Below are 20,553 nucleotides of genomic sequence, written 5' to 3' on the forward strand. Positions count from 1 at the left end.
GGAATACTTTATGCGAGTCGATACGACATCGGACTCACCGAGTTGGACAAAGGTCTTTGAAATCACCGACGAGCTAAATGGCCTGAGTGAGATTCTTGAAAAAAAGTATCCCACCCTCGACTGGGAACTGGCGGTCTGCATGCGATGCCTGCCGAAGAACCTGGAACGAAAAACATTTTGCCGTTATTACGCAAAAGACAAAATGTTCGGTCTGGATATCGCCATGGACGAGGAAGATTTTGTTCCACTGAAAAAAGACATAGCTGCTCAGCGCAAATTAATAGGTGCGGCATTCATTACATTTTTTGTTGAAAGTATTAAGAAATACGAGAAAAAACTCCCCAATCTGCAACCGGTATCGGCGCAACTAATTGCGGATGTACAGCAATGGTGTATTGAGAACGAGTGGACAGCTTGAAGCTCAACGATTGAGCAAGGATTGCCCACCCACAAAAAATGGGCACCCGACCCAGTCGGCGTGCCCATTTTTCATCCCGCGCTCACACTCGCATGTGCGTAGCGCGTTCTACATGACTTACGGATTGACGCTGTCTTTAAGCGACTTGCCTGGCTTGAACGCAACGGTGTTGCTCGCCTTGATTTTCACCGGCTCGCCGGTTTGCGGGTTTTTGCCGGTGCGGGCGCCGCGGTGGCGCTGCAGGAAGGTGCCGAAGCCTACCAGGGTGACGCTGTCCTTGCGATGCAGCGCGCCGGTGATTTCTTCAAGTACGGCGTTGAGTACGCGGTTGGCCTGTTCTTTGGTCAGGTCTGCTTTTTCTGCAATAGCGGCTGCGAGTTCTGGTTTACGCATAAGTGAAGCCTCTTTGACGGTTTTTTGTTGTTATGTCCGTGCTGCTCTCTATCGGAGCAGCGCCCAAGGCGCCGCAGGCTCTACTCTGCGGCAGACGGGAGTGAGGATGGCATGCCATCGGGGCCTGCGCCAGTCTCACGGCGACCTTTCTACGGTCAAAATGATGCTTATTCCGACAGAACGACCAGCATTTACGCCAGCAGCGGCGGAAGTTCTTTGTTGAGGGCCAGTTTTTCCATCACGGCCGTGCCGGTCAGGGCGTACCCCAGCAGGCGCCCGCTGGCGTCGCGGCACAGGGCCTTGATGTCGCCGCCCTGCCCTTCGACGCTCCACACGCCTTCGGTGCCCCGTGGCGGTGGCGAGACGACCAGCGGGCAGATCGGGGTTTTTACCGTGACGGGCATAGGGCCGTAGCTGACGGCCGTCGCGTTACCCGCCAGGGTCTGGGCCAGGGCGCGGGCGCAGCTCATCAGGGGCATCACGTACAGCAGGTTCAGGCCATCGACCTCGGCGCAGTCGCCCAGGGCGTAGATGTTGGCGTGGGAGGTCTTGAGGTGGCGGTCGACCATGATCCCGCGGTTGATCTGCAACCCGGCGGCGGCGGCCAGGTCGACACGCGGGCGCAGGCCGATAGCAGACACCACCAGGTCACACTGGATCACTTCGCCATCAGACAAGTGGGCTTCCAGGCCGTCAGCGGTGCGCTGCAGGCGATTGAGCACCGGGCCCAGGTGGAAACGCGCCCCCAGGCCTTCCAGACCGGCCTGCACCGCTGCGGCGGCTGCCGGGTGCAGCAGGGTCGGCATGACTTGCTCGCACGGCGCCACCAGGTCGATCTCGTAGCCGCCGAGGATCAGGTCGTTGGCGAACTCGCAGCCGATCAGCCCGGCCCCCAGCAACAGCACCCGGCGTTTTCCGGCCGCAGCGGCACGAAAGCGTGCGTAGTCTTCGAGGTCGTTGATCGGGAAAATCAGCTCGGCGGCGTCGCCCTGTACCGGCACCCGCACGGTTTCTGCGCCCCAGGCCAGGATCAGGTCGCGATAGGCCACCGCTTCCTCACCGATCCACAAGCGCTTGTGGCCCGGGTCGATGCCACTGATGCGGGTGTGGGTACGCACTTCGGCCTTCAGTTGCTCGGCCATGGCGCCCGGTTCCGCCATGCTCAGGCCGTCGGCTTCCTTGTTCTTGCCAAAGCCGGTGGAAAGCATGGGCTTGGAGTAGGAGCGCCCGTCATCTGCGGTGATCAGCAACAGCGGGGTTTCGCTATCGAGCTTGCGAAACTCCCGAGCCAGGTTGTAACCGGCCAACCCCGTGCCGACGATCACGACAGGTGCGTTCATTCCTTTCTCCTTGTAGTACGTTTCTTGAATTGCGATTTAAATCAGCAATCAGCCGATTTCGATCATTTCGAAATCCATTTTGCCCACGCCGCAGTCCGGGCACAGCCAGTCTTCAGGGACGTCCTGCCACAGGGTGCCCGGCGCGATGCCGTCATCCGGCCATCCGTCTTTCTCGTCGTAGATCAGGCCACAGACGACACATTGCCACTTCTTCATTACTTGTTTCCTCAGGTCCAGGCGCGTTGGCCGACGGTCGATAGATGCAACCTTGCCGTGCGGCTCAGGGCGTTTTGTACTGATCAGCAGGCGCAGATGCAAGCATGATCGACGCATGGGCCTGGCGCACTCCGGCAAAAGTCCAGGGCACCATGGTAAGCTCGCCGCCTCATTAACTGCCAATAATGACCCTCCGTGCCGCATTCAAACGCCCGTCCCGATGCTTGCCGATGGCTGACCCAGAGCCTTCTGAGCCCACTGCCTACGCCGCTGACACTCAACTGGCTGTTCGATGAAGGCTCGCTGACCCGGCGCCTGACGCGCCTGTCCGACGATGGCTTCAGCGTGACGCCGTTGTTCGAAGGCTGGCAGCCACTGCGAGACGACGAATGCGCCACCCTGGACTTGCCCGCCGCCAGCATCGGCTGGGTGCGCGAGGTGTATTTACGTGGCCATGGGAAGCCGTGGGTGTTTGCCCGCAGCGTGGCGGCCCGCAGCGCCTTGCAGGGCGACGGCTTGCACATGGACGAGTTGGGCAGCCGGTCTCTCGGGGAATTACTGTTTTGTGACCACGCCTTCACGCGCCAGGCCATCGAGGTGTGCCGCTACCCACGGGAATGGCTGCCCCCGGCGGACCAGGCCGATCACCTGTGGGCACGCCGCTCGCGCTTCGACCGCGGGCCGCTGAGCGTGCTGGTGGCCGAGATCTTCCTGCCCACCCTGTGGCAAGCCGTGCACGACCATCCGGAGCGTTTCTGATGTACCAGCGCCTGCTCAAATCCCTGAATCACCTGAACCCAAGGGCCTGGGACTTCATCCAGTTGACGCGCATGGACAAGCCCATCGGCATTTACCTGCTGCTATGGCCCACGCTGTGGGCGCTGTGGATTGCTGGCAAGGGTTCGCCATCGCTGCTCAATATCCTGATCTTCGTGCTCGGCGTGGTACTCACCCGGGCCGGCGGTTGCGTCATCAATGACTGGGCCGACCGCAAGGTCGACGGCCATGTGAAACGCACCGAACAGCGCCCGCTGGTCAGCGGCAGGATCAGCTCGAAAGAGGCCCTGGTGTTCTTCGCGGTGCTGATGGTCATCAGTTTCCTGCTGGTGCTGCTGACCAACTACATGACGATCTGGCTGTCTCTGGGCGGCCTCGCGCTGGCGGCCAGCTACCCGTTCATGAAGCGCTACACCTATTACCCGCAGGTGGTATTGGGCGCGGCGTTCTCGTGGGGCATGCCGATGGCGTTCACCGCCGAGACGGGCAGCCTGCCCGCCGCGGCATGGCTGTTGTACATCGCCAACCTGTTGTGGACGGTGGGATACGACACGTACTACGCGATGACCGATCGCGACGATGACCTGAAAATCGGGGTCAAATCCACCGCGATTCTGTTCGGCGATGCCGACCGGGTGATCATCCTGACCCTGCAGGGCCTGGCACTGGTGTGCCTGTGGCTGGCGGGGATGCGTTTTGAGCTGGGCGGCTGGTTCCACCTGGGCTTGCTGGCGGCGGCCGGGTGTTTTGCCTGGGAGTTCTGGTACACCCGGGACAAGGACCGGCTCAAATGCTTCAAGGCGTTTTTGCACAACCACTGGGCCGGGTTGGCGATTTTTGTCGGGATTGTCGCGGACTACGGATTTCGGTGAGAGGCCAAGCCCCTCACCCTTATCCGGCTCACATCAAGGCTTGGCGACCTTCCACGCCCCGTCCATTTTGCCTTCGCCGGTCATGTCACCGGCCTTCTTGTCCATGATGAAGGTGTAGAGCGGCTTGCCGCTGTAGGCCCACTGGCTTTTCTGGTCGTCACGGGTGATCACGGTCCACTTGCCCATGGGCTTGTCGGTGGATTCGGCCATCAACGGCGGCCAGTTGGTGGCGCACTTGTCGTTGCACATGGATTTGCCATCAGCGTCCTTGGCAAAGGTGTAGAGGGTCATGCCGTTGTGGTCCACCAGCATCCCGTCCTTGGTCATCGCCGGGTCTGCCGCAAACGCCAGTGTCGGCAGCGTTAACGCGGCCGTTACCAGCAGGGCTTTCCAGGAAAAAGTACTGTGAGTCATGGGAACCTTCCTTTTGTGGTTGTCAGGATTCGGACCCAAAGCGTAGTCCAGAGAGGCAAGGATTGCCCAGGCGACTAAATTACTGTCACACGACTGCAATAATTCCGTTATCTAATGCGGCGCAAGACAGTTAAATGACAAGAGGATTTAGCATGGTTGGCAGGAGCATTCTGATCGTTGACGACGAAGCGCCCATTCGCGAGATGATCGCCGTTGCGTTGGAAATGGCCGGCTATGACTGCCTGGAGGCGGAGAACTCCCAGCAGGCCCATGCCATTATCGTCGACCGCAAGCCGGACCTGATCCTGCTGGACTGGATGCTGCCCGGCACCTCCGGCATCGAACTGGCCCGCCGCCTCAAGCGTGACGAGCTGACCGGGGATATCCCGATCATCATGCTCACCGCCAAGGGCGAAGAGGACAACAAGATCCAGGGCCTGGAAGTCGGCGCCGATGACTACATCACCAAGCCTTTTTCCCCACGGGAACTGGTCGCCCGTCTGAAAGCCGTTCTGCGCCGTGCCGGCCCCACCGATGGTGAAGCGCCTATCGAAGTCGACGGCCTGATCCTTGACCCGATCAGCCACCGCGTGACCATCGACGGCAAACCCGCCGAGATGGGCCCTACCGAATACCGCCTGCTGCAATTCTTCATGACCCACCAGGAGCGCGCCTACACCCGCGGCCAACTGCTGGACCAGGTCTGGGGCGGCAATGTGTATGTGGAAGAGCGCACCGTCGACGTGCATATCCGTCGCCTGCGCAAAGCCTTGGGCGACGCTTACGAGAATCTGGTACAAACCGTGCGCGGCACCGGCTACCGGTTTTCCACCAAAGGCTGAGCCAGCCCGAACTGCCCAGACAGCTGAAAGGACGCGTGTTTAAGTGAACCAAAACTGGCATGGCACCCTGATCCGCCACATGCTCCTGTTGATCACCGGCTGCCTGCTGGTGGGCCTGGTCAGCGGCTATTACGGCTGGAGCCTGGCCGTCGGCCTGGGCCTTTACCTGGGCTGGACCCTCAAGCAACTGCTGCGCCTGCACGAATGGCTGCGCCAGCACAAACCCGACGAAGCACCACCCGACGGCTACGGCCTGTGGGGCGAGGTGTTCGACAGCATCTACCACTTGCAACGCCGCGACCAGCGTGTACGCGGGCGCCTGCAAGCGGTGATCGACCGGGTGCAGGAGTCCACCGCCGCACTGAAAGACGCGGTGATCATGCTCGACAGCGACGGCAACCTGGAATGGTGGAACCGCGCCGCAGAGACCTTGCTGGGTCTCAAGACGCCCCAGGACAGCGGCCAGCCGGTGACCAACCTGGTGCGCCACCCGCGTTTCAAGGAGTATTTCGAGCAGGACAACTACGAAGAAGCCCTGGAAATCCCGTCACCGACCAACGACCGCGTGCGTATCCAGCTGTACCTGACGCGCTACGGCAATAACGAACATTTGATGCTGGTGCGCGATGTCACACGCATCCATCAGCTGGAACAGATGCGCAAGGACTTCGTCGCCAACGTCTCCCACGAACTGCGCACACCGCTGACGGTGATCTGCGGTTATCTGGAGACGCTGCTCGATAACGTCGAAGATGTGAACCCGCGCTGGACCCGTGCCCTGCAACAGATGCAGCAGCAAGGCTCGCGCATGCAAACCCTGCTTAACGACCTGCTGTTGCTGGCCAAGCTGGAAGCCACCGATTACCCCTCGGACAACCATCCGGTGCCGGTGCAAAGCCTGTTGCAGACGATCAAGAGCGACGCCCAGGCATTGTCCGGGCAGCGTGAACAGCAGATCACCCTTGAAGCCGACCCATCGATACTGCTCAAGGGCAGCGAGGGCGAGTTGCGCAGCGCGTTTTCCAACCTGGTGTTCAACGCCGTCAAATACACCCAGGACAAAGGCAACATCCGCATCCGCTGGTGGGCCGACGACCAGGGCGCACACCTCAGCGTGCAGGACTCCGGGATGGGCATCGACGCCAAGCATTTGCCGCGCCTCACCGAGCGTTTCTACCGCGTCGACTCCAGCCGCAACTCCAACACCGGCGGCACCGGGCTCGGCCTGGCCATCGTCAAACATGTGCTGCTGCGCCATCGCGCGCGGCTGGAAATCAGTAGCGTGCTCGGCCACGGCAGTACCTTTACCTGCCATTTCCCGCCGGCCCAGGTGACACATTCCCGGGTCCTTCATCAGGACGAGTGACCCTCCGCCCGGCAGCCGCCACTAGGCAAGCGCCCCGTCAGCCGCTACATTGGCGGACTTGCGCCTGCCTTTCAGGCCCACCTGCTCACCCTTTTCGATTAGACGGAACCCGCAAAACCCCATCATGGACCCTTCCCCTGGCATCACCCTCGCGACACTCTTCGCCGACTTCGGCATGATTCTTTTTGCACTGATCCTGGTACTGCTCAACGGCTTTTTCGTTGCGGCGGAATTTGCCATGGTCAAACTGCGCTCGACCCGGGTCGAGGCCATCGCCCACAAGAACGGCTGGCGCGGGCAGATCCTGCGCACCGTACACAGCCAGCTCGACGCCTATCTGTCGGCCTGCCAGTTGGGTATCACCCTCGCCTCCCTGGGCCTGGGCTGGGTCGGTGAGCCGGCCTTCGCGCACATCCTCGAGCCGTTGCTGGGGGCGATCGGTGTGCAGTCGCCGGAAGTGATCAAGGGCGTGTCGTTCTTTGCCGCCTTCTTCGTGATCTCGTACCTGCACATCGTGGTCGGTGAACTGGCGCCCAAGTCCTGGGCCATTCGCAAGCCCGAGTTGCTGTCGCTGTGGACCGCCGTGCCGCTGTACCTGTTCTACTGGGCCATGTACCCGGCGATCTACCTGCTCAACGCCAGTGCCAACGCCATCCTGCGCATCGCCGGCCAAGGCGAGCCTGGCCCGCACCACGAGCACCATTACAGCCGTGAAGAACTGAAACTGATCCTGCACTCCAGCCGCGGCCAGGACCCGAGCGACCAAGGCATGCGCGTGTTGGCCTCCGCCGTGGAAATGGGCGAGCTGGAAGTGGTGGACTGGGCCAACTCCCGGGAAGACCTGGTGACCCTGGACTTCAACGCACCGCTCAAGGAAATCCTGGCGCTGTTCCGTCGCCACAAGTTCAGCCGCTACCCGGTGTACGACGCCGTGCGCAACGAGTTCGTCGGCCTGCTGCACATCAAGGACCTGCTGCTGGAACTGGCGGCCCTGGACCACATTCCCGAGTCGTTCAACCTGGCCGAGCTGACCCGCCCGCTGGAACGCGTATCGCGCCATATGCCGCTGTCGCAACTGCTCGAGCAGTTCCGTAAAGGCGGCGCGCACTTCGCCCTGGTGGAAGAGGCCGACGGCAAGGTCATCGGCTACCTGACCATGGAAGACGTACTGGAAGTACTGGTAGGCGACATCCAGGACGAACACCGCAAGGCCGAGCGCGGCATCCTCGCTTACCAGCCGGGCAAATTGCTGGTGCGTGGCGACACGCCGCTGTTCAAGGTGGAGCGCCTGCTGGGCGTCGACCTGGACCACATCGAGGCCGAAACCCTGGCCGGGCTGATCTACGACACCCTGAAACGGGTGCCGGAAGAGGAAGAAGTGCTGGAAGTCGAAGGCCTGCGCATCATCATCAAGAAGATGAAAGGGCCGAAGATCGTGTTGGCCAAGGTGCTATTGCTCGACTAGGGCACACCCCCTGTAGGAGCGAGCTTGCTCGCGAAGGACGTTAACAATAACGCTGGGACCCTGACACCCGGCAGCGCCCTCAGGTTTTTCGCGAGCAAGCTCGCTCCTACAAAAGCCTTACCGCGTGCCCAGCGCAAAGTTGGGCAACGCCTGCACCGGCTGGTTGAATTCATAGGGAATCGACACCAGCCCCGACGCCGTCGTGCGCTGCACCACAAAATGCAGATGCGGCCCGCTGCTGTTACCGGTATTGCCCGACAACGCCAGCGGGCTGCCCACCGCCACTCGCTGCCCTTCCCTGACGCTGACCGACCCTTGCTTGAGGTGCAGGTACACGCCTTGCGTGCCGTCATCGTGCTGCACCCGCACGAAATTGCCCGATGGATCGCTGCCGCGCCCGCTCTGCTCGTTCTCGGTTTTCAGTACGACACCGCCACGTGCCGCGATGATTGGCGTGCCTTCAGGCATGGCAATGTCCATCGCATAACGGCTTTTGAGCTCAGAGTGGCTGAAGGTACCGTTGGGGCCTTGGGTGAGACGGAACGGCCCGCCACGCCAGGGCAAGGGATAACGATAGGAAGCGGGTTGCGACGGATATACAGGCTTGGGAATCACCCGCTCCTGATACACAAACGCCTGCGCCCCGGGCGTGTACCGGTCGCTGAAGACCACAGCGCCGTCGGCGTCGATGGATTTGTAGAGGGTCATGGACATCGCCGGCATGACAACGGCGAACAGTCCACACAACAACAGTGAGCGCACGAGCATCGGGTTGGCCTGCCAGGGACGACTGAATGGCAGGCTAACAAGGGATCATGACAGTGCTATGTGAACCAAACACTAACCCTGTGGCGAGGGGGCTTGTCCCCCGTTGGGCTGCGCAGCGGCCCCAGTAGAGTTATCGCGCAGGGTCAGGCAGAACTCAATTACAGGGTTTGGGGCCGCTACGCAGCCCAACGGGGGACAAGCCCCCTCGCCACAGGTTTTTTGGAGACCCCATCAAGTCACGCACCCGGCACAAAATGCTTCTGTGCGGTCCCGCGGGCGATCAGCCGCGAAATGTAGTCAAGCTTCTGCGCATCCTGGTCGATAAACCGGAAGGTCAGTTGCAGCCAGTCACTGTCGGGCTTGGGCTCGTAGGCCACCACGGCATGCAGGTAGCCATTCAGACGCGCCACTTCAGCGTTCTCACCCTGCTCCAGGTCGAGCACGGCGCTTTCCAGTACCTGAGGCAGGATTTCACCACGACGTACCACCAGCAGCGCCTCCTTGATACTCAGGGCCTTGATCACACACTGCTGGGTGCCACTGGACAGGCGCAACTGGCCCTGGCCACGACCGCTGGCAGGCGACGCTGCCGCAGCCACCTGCACCGGCGGGCTGTTGAGCAGGCCTTTGCTGGGCGCGGCCACCGGGGCCGGCTTGACTGCGTCAGGCTTGCCACCAGTGAGGGCGCTGAGGGAATCGTTACCGAACGCCGAGTTCATCTTGGTCGGTGCGCTGGCGATCAGCGCGTCGAGGCGGCCAATCTTGTTCAGTGCCTGCTTGACCTTGTTCAGCAACTGCTCGTTGGTGAATGGCTTGCTGACGTAGCCGGAAACCCCGGCCTGGATCGCCTGCACCACGTTTTCCTTGTCGCCACGGCTGGTCACCATGACGAAAGGCATGGCTTTGAGATGAGGCTGTTCACGGCACCAGGTCAACAGTTCCAGGCCGGACATTTCCGGCATTTCCCAGTCGCACAGCACCATGTCGAAGGTTTCGCGCATCAGGATGGCCTGGGCCTTTTTGCCGTTCACCGCATCTTCGATCTTGATCCCCGGGAAGTAGTTACGCAGGCACTTCTTCACCAGGTCGCGAATAAACGAGGCGTCATCCACCACCAATACACTGACTTTGCTCATCGACCCTTCATCCTATAAAAACCCCGGCAAGCATAACGCTTCGCTGATGGCGTTTTGCCAAAAATTCCAACACCACAAACGAAAACGCCCGACCAAAGGCCGGGCGTTTATTTCTCGGGCAATCTTACTTATCGTCAGGAACGCCCGGAACATTAGGGATTTGATCGGTCGTACCTTCAACTTCTGCTTTCATCCGCTTGAGGCCCATGTGCCGCACGTCAGTACCCCGCACCAGGTAAATCACCAGTTCCGAGATGTTGCGTGCGTGGTCGCCGATGCGTTCCAGCGAACGCAGTACCCAGATGATGCTCAGTACCCGCGAGATAGAGCGCGGGTCTTCCATCATGTAGGTCGCCAGTTCGCGCAGCGCCGTCTTGTATTCGCGGTCGATGGTCTTGTCGTATTGGGCCACCGACAACGCCAGCTCGGCGTCGAAACGGGCAAACGCGTCGAGGGCGTCGCGAACCATGTTGCGCACCTGGTCACCGATGTGGCGCACTTCGACATAACCACGCGGCGCTTCGCCTTCCTCACACAACTGGATGGCGCGGCGGGCGATCTTGGTGGCTTCGTCACCGATGCGCTCCAGGTCGATCACCGACTTGGAGATGCTGATGATCAAACGCAGGTCGGACGCCGCCGGCTGACGACGGGCCAGGATGCGCAGGCATTCTTCGTCGATGTTGCGTTCCATCTGGTTGATCTGGTCATCGATCTCGCGCACTTGCTGGGCCAGGCCCGAGTCGGCCTCGATCAGCGCGGTGACGGCGTCGTTGACTTGCTTCTCCACCAGCCCGCCCATGGCCAGGAGGTGGCTGCGCACCTCCTCAAGCTCGGCGTTGAACTGCGCGGAGATGTGATGGGTAAGGCCTTCTTTGCTAATCATGTTGGCGTCCTTGGAACGTCCAGTAAGGTGCGGTCGACCGCAGCATCAGTTCAGTGAGCAACCAGCCACCTGCTAGCCGTAGCGACCGGTGATGTAGTCTTCGGTCTGCTTCTTCGCCGGGTTGGTGAACAGGGTATCGGTGTCGCCAAATTCCACCAGCTTGCCCATGTACATGAACGCGGTGTAGTCGGAAACCCGCGCCGCCTGTTGCATGTTGTGGGTCACGATGACGATGGTGAACTTGGATTTGAGTTCGTAGATCAGCTCTTCGACTTTCAACGTGGAGATGGGGTCGAGTGCCGAGCACGGTTCATCGAGCAGCAGCACTTCCGGCTCCACGGCGATGGTGCGGGCGATCACCAGACGTTGCTGCTGGCCGCCGGACAAACCGAGGGCCGACTCGTGCAGGCGGTCCTTGACCTCGTCCCACAGCGCCGCGCCTTTCAGTGCCCACTCAACGGCTTCGTCGAGGACGCGCTTTTTGTTGATGCCCTGGATGCGCAGGCCGTAGACCACGTTTTCGTAGATGGTCTTGGGAAACGGGTTGGGCTTCTGGAACACCATGCCCACCCGGCGCCGCAGCTCGGCTACGTCTTCGCCCTTGCGGTAGATGTTGGTGCCGTACAGGTTGATCGCGCCCTCGACGCGGCAGCCGTCCACCAGATCGTTCATCCGGTTGAAGGTGCGCAGCAGGGTCGACTTGCCGCACCCGGACGGGCCGATGAAGGCGGTCACGCGCTGCTTCGGAATGTTCATGCTGACGTCGTACAGCGCCTGCTTGTCGCCGTAGTACAGGCTCAGGCCCGGGACTTCGATGGCCACGGTTTCCTGGGCCAGGCTCAGGCTCTGCTTGTCGCGACCCAGGGCTGACATGTTGATGCCGTGGGAATGGGTTTCATGTTGCATGGGATGCTCCCTGTGCTACCAATTCGTTTTGTGGGAGCGGGCTTGCTCGCGAAGGCGTCAGGTCAGTTGACCTATGTATGACTGATACACCGCATTCGCGAGCAAGCCCGCTCCCACATTTAGTCCGCGTTCACTTCAATTAACTGTCCAGCGCTTTGTATTTTTCGCGCAGGTGGTTACGAATCCACACCGCCGACAAGTTGAGCGTGGCGATCACCAGCACCAGCAGCAAGGCGGTGGCGTACACCAGCGGCCGCGCGGCTTCGACGTTGGGGCTCTGGAAGCCGACGTCATAGATATGGAAGCCCAGGTGCATGATCTTCTGGTCCAGGTGCAGGTACGGGTAGTTGCCGTCCACCGGTAGCGACGGCGCCAGTTTCACCACACCCACCAGCATCAGCGGCGCCACTTCACCGGCGGCGCGGGCCACGGCGAGGATCATGCCGGTCATCATCGCCGGGCTGGCCATCGGCAGCACGATCTTCCACAGCGTTTCCGCCTTGGTCGCGCCCAGTGCCAAAGAACCTTCACGTACGGTGCGAGGAATCCGCGCCAGGCCTTCTTCGGTGGCCACGATCACCACCGGTACCGCCAGCAGCGCCAGGGTCAGCGACGCCCAGAGCAGGCCAGGCGTACCGAAGGTCGGTGCCGGCAAGGCCTCGGCGAAGAACAGCCGGTCAACCGAGCCGCCCAGTACGTACACAAAGAAGCCAAGGCCGAACACGCCGTAAACGATGGCGGGTACACCGGCCAGGTTGTTCACCGCGATGCGGATGATCCGCGTCAGGGTGTTCTGCTTGGCGTATTCACGCAGGTACACCGCCGCCAGCACGCCGAACGGGGTCACGATCATCGCCATGATCAGGGTCATCATCACGGTGCCGAAGATCGCCGGGAAAATCCCGCCTTCGGTGTTGGCTTCCCGTGGATCGTCGCTGAGGAATTCCCAGACCTTGCTGAAGTAGAAACCAACCTTGGTCATGTAGCCCATGGCGTTCGGCTGGTAAGCGTGCACCACCTTGCCAATGCCGATTTCGATTTCTTTGCCGTTGGCATCGCGGGCGGTCAGGCTGTCGCGGTTGAACTGGGTGTGCAGGTCGGCCAGGCGGGCTTCGATATCCTTGTAGCGGTTGTTCAGTTCGGCGCGGCCGCTGTCCATGTCGGCCTGGGCGGTGGCGTCCAGCTTGCCTTCCAGCTCCAGCTTGCGACCGTGCAGGCGGATGCGTTCGAGGCCGGCGTTGATGGCGCCGATGTCGGACTTCTCGAGGGTCTTGAGCTGGGCCGCGAGCTTGTTGACGCGGTCCACGCGGGCTTGCAGTTCCGGCCAGGCCGCCTCGCCTTCGGCGATCACCTTGCCGTCCTGCTTGACGTTGACCAGGGTGCCGTAGAAGTTGCCCCACTCACGACGCTCGATGGCCATCAACTCGACCGGCTTGGTCTGGTTGGTCAGCCACTCGCCGACGATCCAGGTGAAGTCATTGCCGTTCAAGTCACGGTTGCCGACCTTGATCAGCTCGCGGGTCATGAACTCCGGGCCTTGGTCCGGCACCGGCAAGCCAGCGCTTTTCAGGCGCTCGCGGGGCACTTCTTCTTTCTGCACCACTTCGCCGACGACGATGTGATTTTCCTGGCCCGGCACGTTGTAGTTGGCCTGGATCAGGTCGGCCGGCCAGAAGTGGCCCAGGCCACGCACGGCAATCACGGCAAGCAAACCAATGGTCATGATGACCGCGATGGACACCGCGCCACCGCTGATCCAGACGCCCGGGGCGCCGCTCTTGAACCATCCATTCAGGGAGTTCTGTTTCACAGACTTCTACCTTTCTTAAAGCGACGAGTATTTCTTGCGCAGACGCTGACGAATCAGCTCGGCGAGGGTGTTCATGATGAAGGTGAACAGCAGCAGCACCAGCGCCGAGAGGAACAGCACGCGGTAGTGACTGCCGCCGACTTCCGATTCGGGCATTTCCACCGCGACGTTGGCTGCCAGGGTGCGCAGGCCTTCAAACAGGTTCATCTCCATCACCGGCGTATTGCCGGTGGCCATCAGCACGATCATGGTTTCACCGACCGCGCGGCCCATGCCGATCATCAGCGCCGAGAAGATGCCTGGGCTGGCGGTCAGGATCACGACGCGGGTCATGGTCTGCCATGGCGTGGCGCCCAGGGCCAGGGAGCCCAGGGTCAGGCCGCGCGGCACGCTGAACACGGCGTCTTCGGCGATGGAGTAGATGTTCGGGATCACCGCGAAACCCATGGCCAGGCCGACTACCAGGGCGTTGCGCTGGTCGTAGGTGATGCCCAGGTCGTGGGAGATCCACATGCGCATGTCGCCGCCGAAGAACCAGGTTTCCAGGTACGGGCTCATGTACAACGAGAGCCAGCCCACAAACAGGATGACCGGGATCAGGATCGCGCTTTCCCAGCCATCCGGGACCCGCAGGCGGATCGACTCAGGCAGGCGGCTGAAGACGAAGCCGGCCACCAGGATGCCAATCGGCAGCAACATCAGCAGGCTGAAAATCCCCGGCAGGTGCCCTTCGACATACGGCGCCAGGAACAGGCCGGCGAAGAAGCCGAGGATCACCGTCGGCATCGCTTCCATCAATTCGATCACCGGCTTGACCTTGCGGCGCAGGCTCGGGGCCATGAAGTAAGCGGTGTAGATCGCAGCGGCAACGGCCAGTGGTGCGGCCAGCAGCATGGCGTAGAACGCGGCCTTCAGGGTACCGAAGGTCAGGGGCGCCAGGCTCATCTTGGGTTCGAAGTCGGTGTTGGCGGCGGTCGATTGCCAGACGTATTTAGGTTCGTCGTAGTTTTCGTACCAGACCTTGCTCCACAGCGCGCTCCAGGAAACTTCAGGGTGCGGGTTGTCCAGCAGCAGCGGTTGCAGCTTGCCGCCGGCCTCGACGATCACACGGTTGGCCCGTGGCGACATGCCGAAGATACCGTTGCCGTCGACCACCTGGTCCACCAGCAACGTACGGTGGGCAGTGCTGTGGAACACACCGAACTTGCCGGAAGCGTCGAGGGCGGTGAAGCCTTTGCGACGTTCTTCAGCAGTGATTTCAACGATAGGCGCGGTGCCCATCTGGAAGGTACGGATCTGCTTCAGGCGTTGTTCGCCGTCCGGGTCGCGGGCCATGAACCACTGCGCCAGGCCACCGCTGGAGTTACCGATGATCAGCGAGATGCCGCCCACCAGTTGGGTGCTGGCCGTGACTTGCGCCACGCCGTCTTCCAATAATTTGTAGCGACCGTTGAGGCTGTTGTCCCGCAGGCTGAAAACGTCGGCCTGGGCGCGACCGTTGATCACGTACAGCCACTGCTGGCGCGGATCAACGAAGATGGCTTTGACCGGCTCGGTCATTTGCGGCAGCTCGATGCGTTTCTGCTCGGTGGTGACTTCCTCGGTCATCATGTTTTCTTCACGGCTGATGGACAGCACGTTCAGATGGGCACCACTGGAACCGGCCACCACCAGCGTCGAGTCGGTCGCGTTCAAGGCGACATGCTCAAGGGAGCGGCCTTGTTCGTCGAGGACGATCGGTGTTTCGCCGTAAGGGTATTCAACGGCGGGCGAGATGGTCTTCTTGCCGTCCGGGTACGACACTTTATAGGTGTGGCGGAACACCAGGGACTGGCCGTTGGACAGGCCGAGGATCACCAGCGGGCTGCCGGGCTGGTCTTCACCAATGGAGGCGACTGTCACGCCCGCCGGCAACGGCAGGTCAACGCGCTTGAGTTCGGCACCCGTGTCAACGTTGAAGAACAGCGCCTGGCCCTTGTCGGAAACCCGCATGGCGACCTGGTTCTGTTCTTCCATGGAGATCATCAGCGGCTTGCCGGCATCCTGCAGCCAGGCAGGCGCGAGGGCCTCTTCCTTGGTCAGGTTGGCGCCGTGGAACAGCGGCGCGACCACGTAGGCGAGGAAGAAGAAGATCAAGGTGATCGCGCCCAGGACGGCAAGGCCGCCAATCAGCACGTACCAGCGGGTCAGGCGATCCTTGAGCGCGCGGATGCGGCGCTTGCGTTGCAGCTCAGGCGTATTGAAATCAATGCGCTTGGGGGGAGAAGTCGTCGTCATGGTGGAATTGGCCAGATCATTCATGCGCACACCCTAGCGATCCTGTATGACAGAAAGATGACAATGCAGTGACGCAAGAAATCCGCCGCGTAGCAGGGCTGGCAGCGGATTAAAAAATGGGGGGCGAGGTCCAGGTCTTACAGACCCCGCCGAGGCCTTGAACCGTGGGTAAACCGCGGTTCCAGGCAGGTTTACCGGCGGCTTATTTGCCACCTTCTTTCAGGCCCAGGTCAGCCAGTGCCTTGGCGGCAACTTTGGCTGGCAGCGGGATGTAGCCGTCTTTCACTACCACTTCCTGGCCCTGTTTGGACAGAACCAGCTTCACGAACTCGGCTTCCAGCGGGGCCAGAGGCTTGTTCGGGGCTTTGTTGACGTAGACGTAGAGGAAGCGCGACAGCGGGTATTTGCCGTTCAGGGCGTTTTCTTCGCTGTCTTCGATGAAGTCAGTGCTGCCTTTCTTGGCCAGGGCCACGGTTTTCACGCTGGCGGTTTTGTAACCGATGCCCGAGTAACCGATGCCGTTCAGCGAGGAGCTGATGGACTGCACAACCGACGCCGAACCAGGTTGTTCGTTCACGTTAGGCTTGTAGTCGCCTTTGCACAGGGCTTCTTCCTTGAAGTAGCCGTAGGTGCCGGATACCGAGTTGCGACCGAACAGTTGCACTGGCTTGTTGGCCAGGTCGCCGGTCACGCCCAGGTCGCCCCAGGTCTTGACGTCAGCCTTGGCGCCGCACAGACGAGTCGAGGAGAAGATCGCGTCGACTTGTTCCATGGTCAGGTGCTGGATCGGGTTGTCCTTGTGCACGAACACGGCCAGGGCATCCACGGCAACCGGGATCGCGGTTGGCTTGTAGCCGTACTTCTGCTCGAAGGCAGCCAGCTCGGTGTCCTTCATCTTGCGGCTCATCGGGCCCAGGTTGGAGGTGCCTTCAGTCAGTGCAGGAGGTGCAGTGGCGGAGCCGGCGGCCTGAATCTGGATGTTGACGTTCGGGTATTCCTTTTTGTAACCCTCAGCCCACAGGGTCATCAGGTTTGCCAGGGTATCGGAACCAACGCTGGACAGGTTGCCCGACACACCAGTGGTCTTCACGTAAGCCGGAATCGCCGGGTCAACACCAGCGGCTACCGCGTTAGCGGTCGCAACGCCAGCAGCGACAAAAGTCATTGCCGCCATCAAACGTTTCAGTTTCATGCCTTGCTCCTAGCAGATAGGGATAGTTGGATCGGGGCCAAGTATCGGTAGGCCGTGTGAACACTCTATGTCTGGAATATGACAATTAGATGAAAGGCCAGCATTTATGAAAAAGCTGACAGGAAGGAGAAACGCCAATAAATCCGGGGCTTGCGAGGAGGTTGGAGCGATTTCGTGGAAACAATCTGTAATCGTTGTAAGGCAAAATCTGTGGCGAGGGAGCTTGCTCCCGTTGGGTCGCGTAGCGGCCCCCAGAATGGAACCGCTGCGCAGTTCAACGGGAGCAAGCTCCCTCGCCACAAGGTTGTCCGGCAGTTTTCAAAAACGTGTCAGCGCCCGCGCTTCCACAGGTACCCACCCACCGCCATCCCCATCACGCACAGGGCAGCCACGTAGTAAGCAGGGCCCATCGGGCTTTCCTTCATCAGCAGCGACACCGCTAACGGCGTCAGGCCACCGAATACGGCGTAGGCGACGTTGTAGGAGAACGACAAACCGCTGAAACGCACCACCGGCGGGAACGCTTTCACCATGACATAGGGCACCACGCCAATGGTGCCTACAAACAGGCCGGTCAAGGCGTACAGCGGGAACAGCCAGTCCGGGTGAGCCATCAGGCTGTGATAGAGCGTCCAGGACGTTGCCAGCAACAAGGCACAACCGATGATCAGCACGCGCCCGGCACCAAAACGGTCGGCCAGGGCGCCGGAAGCAATACACCCCAGGCTCAGGGTGACGATGGCCAGGCTATTGGCCTGCAGCGCCACCGTTGGGCTGAAGTGGTAGATCGTTTGCAGCACGGTCGGCGTCATCAGGATAACCACGACCACACCGGCCGACAGCAGCCAGGTCAACAGCATCGACAGTACGATGGCGCCACGATGGTCACGCAACACCGCGCGCAACGGCAGCTCGGCCGCCAGGGTCTTGCGCTGCTGCATCTCGGCGAAGATCGGGGTTTCGTGCAGCCAGCGACGCAGGTACACCGACAACAGGCCGAACACACCCCCCAGCAGGAACGGAATGCGCCAGGCGTAATCCGACACCTGTTCCGGGCTGTAGAGCGTGTTGATGGCCGTGGCCACCAGCGAACCCAACAGAATGCCGGCCGTCAGGCCGCTGGTCAGGGTGCCGCAGGCATAACCGATGTGACGGGGCGGTACGTGCTCGGACACGAACACCCACGCGCCCGGCACTTCACCGCCAATCGCCGCGCCCTGGATCACGCGCATCAGCAGCAACAGGATCGGCGCCCACAGGCCGATCTGCGCGTAGGTCGGCAGCAGGCCCATGATCAGGGTCGGCACGGCCATCATGAAGATGCTCAGGGTGAACATCTTCTTGCGCCCCAGCAGGTCGCCGAAGTGCGCCATGATGATCCCGCCCAGCGGCCGCGCCAGGTAGCCGGCGGCGAAGATGCCGAAGGTCTGCATCATGCGCAGCCATTCGGGCATGTCCGCCGGGAAGAACAGCTTCCCGACTACCGTCGCAAAAAATACGAAGATGATGAAGTCGTAGAACTCCAGCGCCCCGCCCAAGGCAGACAGCGACAGGGTTTTGTAGTCGTTGCGGGTCAGCGGGCGCGAAGGTTGCGCACTGCTTGCGGGCACGGAGGACATGGCAAGGCTTCTCTTATAGTAGTCAGGACGGCAAGCCCGGGACTTGCGGCAGGCTTGGCAAGATAGCAAATCGCTTGAAAAAGCACAGCGTTGAGCCGTTAACAGTTCAGATCCGCGAAATATTTCCGCAGCAGACGTGCAATTAATATGAGCAGGAGCACAGTTGCCGGAAAAAGCCGCGATACAGCGTCTATTTACCGACCAAATGAGCGTCGGGAGGTCGTCGTGGCGCCGACGGCTCGATATACTCGGCCCTTGCAAGCGCCAGACCCGCATCCTTGAGGGGCTGCTGTGCCAAAACGCCGTTGGTTATACACCAGCCGATTTGGCAGAGTTTCCCTTTAGTACGCCTTACGAGAAACGCATCGAGCGGTGTATGTTGGTGCTGAAACGTTTTTCCAGAAGACGGCTATCCACTTGAAATACCCATGAAGCGTCACGGGTCAGAGGCACCGGCATGATCGAACTCGAACAAGAAGATCCTATCCCGCAAGGCGATCTCGCCCTGCAAATCACCGCACTCCCGCGTGAAACCAACGGTTTCGGCGACATCTTCGGCGGCTGGCTGGTCGCGCAGATGGACCTGGCCGGCACCGCCATGGCGAGCAAGGTTGCCGGTGGCCGCGTAGCCACCGTGGCGATTGATCGCATGGCATTCCTGGTGCCCGTGGCCGTCGGCGCGCAGTTGTCCTTCTACACCCAGGCCCTGGAAATCGGCCGCAGCTCGATCCAGATGATGGTCGAAGTGTGGAGCGACGACCCGCTGTCCAGCGAATGGCGCAAAGTCACCGAGGCGGTGTTTGTGTTCGTTGCCATCGATGGCAGCGGCCGCACCCGCTCGGTTCCGTCGCGGGCGCGTTAAACATCGCGACGTTTTGACGGTCCATTGCCCCATTGTCTGCCATTGAGAGCGCGCGCCTATGTCTACGCCCAACGTTGAAACCGTAAAACTGGATGAGCTGAACGCTTGGCGCATCCGCCACAACGGCGCCGAATTGGTGGTGGCCCAGCAAGGCGCGCACATCGTGAGTTACCAGCGCACCGGCGAGAAGCCGCTGATCTGGCCCAACGATCAGGTGCTGTTCAAGAAAGGCAAAGGCATTCGTACCGGCGTGCCGGTGTGCTGGCCGTGGTTTGGCGTATTCGACCGCAACCCGCAGAGCGTCAAGGCCATGTACCAGGGCGCCGAGCCGGCCGGTGCCCATGGTTTCGTGCGGACCGCTGACTGGACGTTGGCTGGCGTTGAGGCTGAAGGTACAGCGCTGAGGGTTGAGCTGGAGCTGCCGGTGCCTGAAGGTGGCTTCCCGGGTTGGCCGCATCAGGTCGACCTGAAGATGAGCATCCTGCTGGATGATCAACTGCACATCCGCCTGACCAGCCACAACCACGGCGCCGAGACCGTCAGCCTCAGCCAGGCGCTGCACAGCTATTTTGCGGTCAGCGATGTACGCAACGTGCAGGTCGACGGCCTGGACGGGCGGGACTATATCGATACCGCCGACGGCTGGACGCCAAAGCAGCAATCCGGGCTGCTGCACTTCACCGCCGAGACCGACCGCATCTACCTCGACACCCCGACTCAAGTGAACATCGTCGATAAAGACTGGCAGCGCCGCGTTCAGCTCACCAGCACAGGCTCGCGCTCGACGGTGATCTGGAACCCGTGGACCGAACGTGCCAAGGCTTTCAGCGACATGGCCGACGACGGCTGGCAGGGCATGTTGTGCATCGAGACCGCGAATGTGCTGGACGATGTGGTGACGCTGGCGCCGGGTGAAAGCCATACCCTGGGCGTGAGCATCAGCGGTATCGCCCTGTAACCCCAATCAAAAATGTGGGAGCGGGCTTGCTCGCGA

20 protein-coding genes are annotated in these 20,553 nt (G+C 61.1%); 8 read left to right on the top strand and 12 right to left on the bottom strand.

Annotation, left to right across the window (positions count from 1 at the left end):
- The first annotated feature begins 10 nt into the window (after window positions 1–10).
- The gene (locus C0058_RS31945) at window positions 11–418 is read left to right on the top strand and encodes a hypothetical protein (protein WP_003213360.1); all 408 of its coding nucleotides are present in this window, start codon (window positions 11–13) and stop codon (window positions 416–418) included.
- Window positions 419–535: 117 nt separating this feature from the next.
- On the opposite strand, the gene C0058_RS31950 is transcribed toward C0058_RS31945, so the two are convergent.
- From C0058_RS31950 to C0058_RS31960, 3 genes are all read right to left on the bottom strand, one after another.
- On the bottom strand, window positions 536–811 hold the full coding sequence (locus tag C0058_RS31950) for an HU family DNA-binding protein (RefSeq protein ID WP_003213368.1): 276 nt from the start codon (window positions 809–811) through the stop codon (window positions 536–538).
- Window positions 812–1,002: 191 nt separating this feature from the next.
- Window positions 1,003–2,151, bottom strand: a complete 1,149-nt coding sequence (locus tag C0058_RS31955; protein ID WP_003213371.1) for an NAD(P)/FAD-dependent oxidoreductase — start codon at window positions 2,149–2,151, stop codon at window positions 1,003–1,005.
- 48 nt (window positions 2,152–2,199) lie between these two features.
- Window positions 2,200–2,367, bottom strand: a complete 168-nt coding sequence (locus C0058_RS31960; RefSeq protein ID WP_003213373.1) for a rubredoxin — start codon at window positions 2,365–2,367, stop codon at window positions 2,200–2,202.
- Between the two features lie 195 nt (window positions 2,368–2,562).
- On the opposite strand from C0058_RS31960, the gene C0058_RS31965 reads away from it, so the two are divergent.
- Both C0058_RS31965 and ubiA read left to right on the top strand, forming a co-directional pair.
- Window positions 2,563–3,126: a chorismate lyase gene (locus C0058_RS31965; protein WP_102370176.1), complete on the top strand. Its 564-nt coding sequence runs from the start codon at window positions 2,563–2,565 to the stop codon at window positions 3,124–3,126.
- A complete protein-coding gene (gene ubiA, locus C0058_RS31970; protein WP_102370177.1) occupies window positions 3,126–4,016 on the top strand; it encodes a 4-hydroxybenzoate octaprenyltransferase in 891 nt (296 codons plus the stop codon). Before C0058_RS31965 ends, ubiA begins: the two co-directional genes overlap by 1 nt.
- A 33-nt stretch (window positions 4,017–4,049) precedes the next feature.
- On the opposite strand, the gene C0058_RS31975 is transcribed toward ubiA, so the two are convergent.
- Entirely contained in the window at window positions 4,050–4,430 is a 381-nt protein-coding gene (locus C0058_RS31975; RefSeq protein ID WP_003213380.1) for a hypothetical protein, read from the bottom strand.
- 152 nt (window positions 4,431–4,582) lie between these two features.
- Here C0058_RS31975 and phoB point away from each other — a divergent pair, with 152 nt between their 5' ends.
- The 3 genes from phoB (at window position 4,583) to C0058_RS31990 (ending at window position 8,103) form a co-directional block, all read left to right on the top strand.
- Window positions 4,583–5,272: a phosphate regulon transcriptional regulator PhoB gene (gene phoB, locus C0058_RS31980; protein ID WP_003195617.1), complete on the top strand. Its 690-nt coding sequence runs from the start codon at window positions 4,583–4,585 to the stop codon at window positions 5,270–5,272.
- Window positions 5,273–5,315: 43 nt separating this feature from the next.
- A complete protein-coding gene (gene phoR / locus C0058_RS31985; RefSeq protein WP_003213382.1) occupies window positions 5,316–6,638 on the top strand; it encodes a phosphate regulon sensor histidine kinase PhoR in 1,323 nt (440 codons plus the stop codon).
- A gap of 124 nt (window positions 6,639–6,762) precedes the next feature.
- Window positions 6,763–8,103, top strand: a complete 1,341-nt coding sequence (locus C0058_RS31990) for a hemolysin family protein (RefSeq protein WP_003213385.1) — start codon at window positions 6,763–6,765, stop codon at window positions 8,101–8,103.
- A gap of 117 nt (window positions 8,104–8,220) precedes the next feature.
- Here C0058_RS31990 and C0058_RS31995 read toward each other — a convergent pair whose 3' ends face one another.
- The 8 genes from C0058_RS31995 to C0058_RS32035 form a co-directional block, all read right to left on the bottom strand.
- Complete coding sequence (locus C0058_RS31995) at window positions 8,221–8,871, bottom strand: M23 family metallopeptidase (RefSeq protein ID WP_008439474.1); 651 nt, start codon at window positions 8,869–8,871, stop codon at window positions 8,221–8,223.
- A 236-nt stretch (window positions 8,872–9,107) separates the two neighbouring features.
- Window positions 9,108–10,007: a response regulator gene (locus tag C0058_RS32000; protein ID WP_003213389.1), complete on the bottom strand. Its 900-nt coding sequence runs from the start codon at window positions 10,005–10,007 to the stop codon at window positions 9,108–9,110.
- A gap of 124 nt (window positions 10,008–10,131) precedes the next feature.
- The gene (gene phoU, locus C0058_RS32005; RefSeq protein WP_003213392.1) at window positions 10,132–10,893 is read right to left on the bottom strand and encodes a phosphate signaling complex protein PhoU; all 762 of its coding nucleotides are present in this window, start codon (window positions 10,891–10,893) and stop codon (window positions 10,132–10,134) included.
- 72 nt (window positions 10,894–10,965) lie between these two features.
- Window positions 10,966–11,799 carry a phosphate ABC transporter ATP-binding protein PstB gene (gene pstB / locus C0058_RS32010; RefSeq protein ID WP_003213395.1) on the bottom strand — a complete coding sequence of 278 codons (834 nt, stop codon included), beginning with the start codon at window positions 11,797–11,799 and terminating at the stop codon, window positions 10,966–10,968.
- Window positions 11,800–11,938: 139 nt separating this feature from the next.
- The gene (pstA, locus tag C0058_RS32015; RefSeq protein WP_008439475.1) at window positions 11,939–13,609 is read right to left on the bottom strand and encodes a phosphate ABC transporter permease PstA; all 1,671 of its coding nucleotides are present in this window, start codon (window positions 13,607–13,609) and stop codon (window positions 11,939–11,941) included.
- 15 nt (window positions 13,610–13,624) lie between these two features.
- Window positions 13,625–15,658, bottom strand: coding sequence for an ABC transporter permease subunit (locus C0058_RS32020; RefSeq protein ID WP_174717804.1), 2,034 nt, complete (start codon window positions 15,656–15,658; stop codon window positions 13,625–13,627).
- Window positions 15,659–16,088: 430 nt separating this feature from the next.
- On the bottom strand, window positions 16,089–17,078 hold the full coding sequence (locus C0058_RS32025; RefSeq protein ID WP_003213401.1) for a phosphate ABC transporter substrate-binding protein PstS: 990 nt from the start codon (window positions 17,076–17,078) through the stop codon (window positions 16,089–16,091).
- A gap of 329 nt (window positions 17,079–17,407) precedes the next feature.
- Window positions 17,408–18,697, bottom strand: coding sequence for an MFS transporter (locus C0058_RS32035; RefSeq protein WP_003213403.1), 1,290 nt, complete (start codon window positions 18,695–18,697; stop codon window positions 17,408–17,410).
- Window positions 18,698–19,154: 457 nt separating this feature from the next.
- Between C0058_RS32035 and C0058_RS32040 the strand changes: the two genes are divergently transcribed.
- Both C0058_RS32040 and C0058_RS32045 read left to right on the top strand, forming a co-directional pair.
- Window positions 19,155–19,559, top strand: a complete 405-nt coding sequence (locus C0058_RS32040; RefSeq protein ID WP_003176975.1) for an acyl-CoA thioesterase — start codon at window positions 19,155–19,157, stop codon at window positions 19,557–19,559.
- Window positions 19,560–19,617: 58 nt separating this feature from the next.
- Entirely contained in the window at window positions 19,618–20,517 is a 900-nt protein-coding gene (locus tag C0058_RS32045; protein WP_102370180.1) for a D-hexose-6-phosphate mutarotase, read from the top strand.
- Window positions 20,518–20,553: the final 36 nt, after the last annotated feature.

The organism is Pseudomonas sp. NC02, assembly GCF_002874965.1.
GTDB lineage: Bacteria > Pseudomonadota > Gammaproteobacteria > Pseudomonadales > Pseudomonadaceae > Aquipseudomonas.

Coding starts and splice junctions, on each gene's coding strand:
- C0058_RS31945 (WP_003213360.1), top strand. CDS start 11: ATGCGAGTCGATACGACATCGGACTCACCGAGTTGGACAAAGGTCTTT.
- C0058_RS31950 (WP_003213368.1), bottom strand. CDS start 811: ATGCGTAAACCAGAACTCGCAGCCGCTATTGCAGAAAAAGCAGACCTG.
- C0058_RS31955 (WP_003213371.1), bottom strand. CDS start 2,151: ATGAACGCACCTGTCGTGATCGTCGGCACGGGGTTGGCCGGTTACAAC.
- C0058_RS31960 (WP_003213373.1), bottom strand. CDS start 2,367: ATGAAGAAGTGGCAATGTGTCGTCTGTGGCCTGATCTACGACGAGAAA.
- ubiA (WP_102370177.1), top strand. CDS start 3,126: ATGTACCAGCGCCTGCTCAAATCCCTGAATCACCTGAACCCAAGGGCC.
- C0058_RS31975 (WP_003213380.1), bottom strand. CDS start 4,430: ATGACTCACAGTACTTTTTCCTGGAAAGCCCTGCTGGTAACGGCCGCG.
- phoB (WP_003195617.1), top strand. CDS start 4,583: ATGGTTGGCAGGAGCATTCTGATCGTTGACGACGAAGCGCCCATTCGC.
- C0058_RS31990 (WP_003213385.1), top strand. CDS start 6,763: ATGGACCCTTCCCCTGGCATCACCCTCGCGACACTCTTCGCCGACTTC.
- C0058_RS31995 (WP_008439474.1), bottom strand. CDS start 8,871: ATGCTCGTGCGCTCACTGTTGTTGTGTGGACTGTTCGCCGTTGTCATG.
- C0058_RS32000 (WP_003213389.1), bottom strand. CDS start 10,007: ATGAGCAAAGTCAGTGTATTGGTGGTGGATGACGCCTCGTTTATTCGC.
- phoU (WP_003213392.1), bottom strand. CDS start 10,893: ATGATTAGCAAAGAAGGCCTTACCCATCACATCTCCGCGCAGTTCAAC.
- pstB (WP_003213395.1), bottom strand. CDS start 11,799: ATGCAACATGAAACCCATTCCCACGGCATCAACATGTCAGCCCTGGGT.
- C0058_RS32025 (WP_003213401.1), bottom strand. CDS start 17,078: ATGAAACTGAAACGTTTGATGGCGGCAATGACTTTTGTCGCTGCTGGC.
- C0058_RS32035 (WP_003213403.1), bottom strand. CDS start 18,697: ATGTCCTCCGTGCCCGCAAGCAGTGCGCAACCTTCGCGCCCGCTGACC.
- C0058_RS32040 (WP_003176975.1), top strand. CDS start 19,155: ATGATCGAACTCGAACAAGAAGATCCTATCCCGCAAGGCGATCTCGCC.
- C0058_RS32045 (WP_102370180.1), top strand. CDS start 19,618: ATGTCTACGCCCAACGTTGAAACCGTAAAACTGGATGAGCTGAACGCT.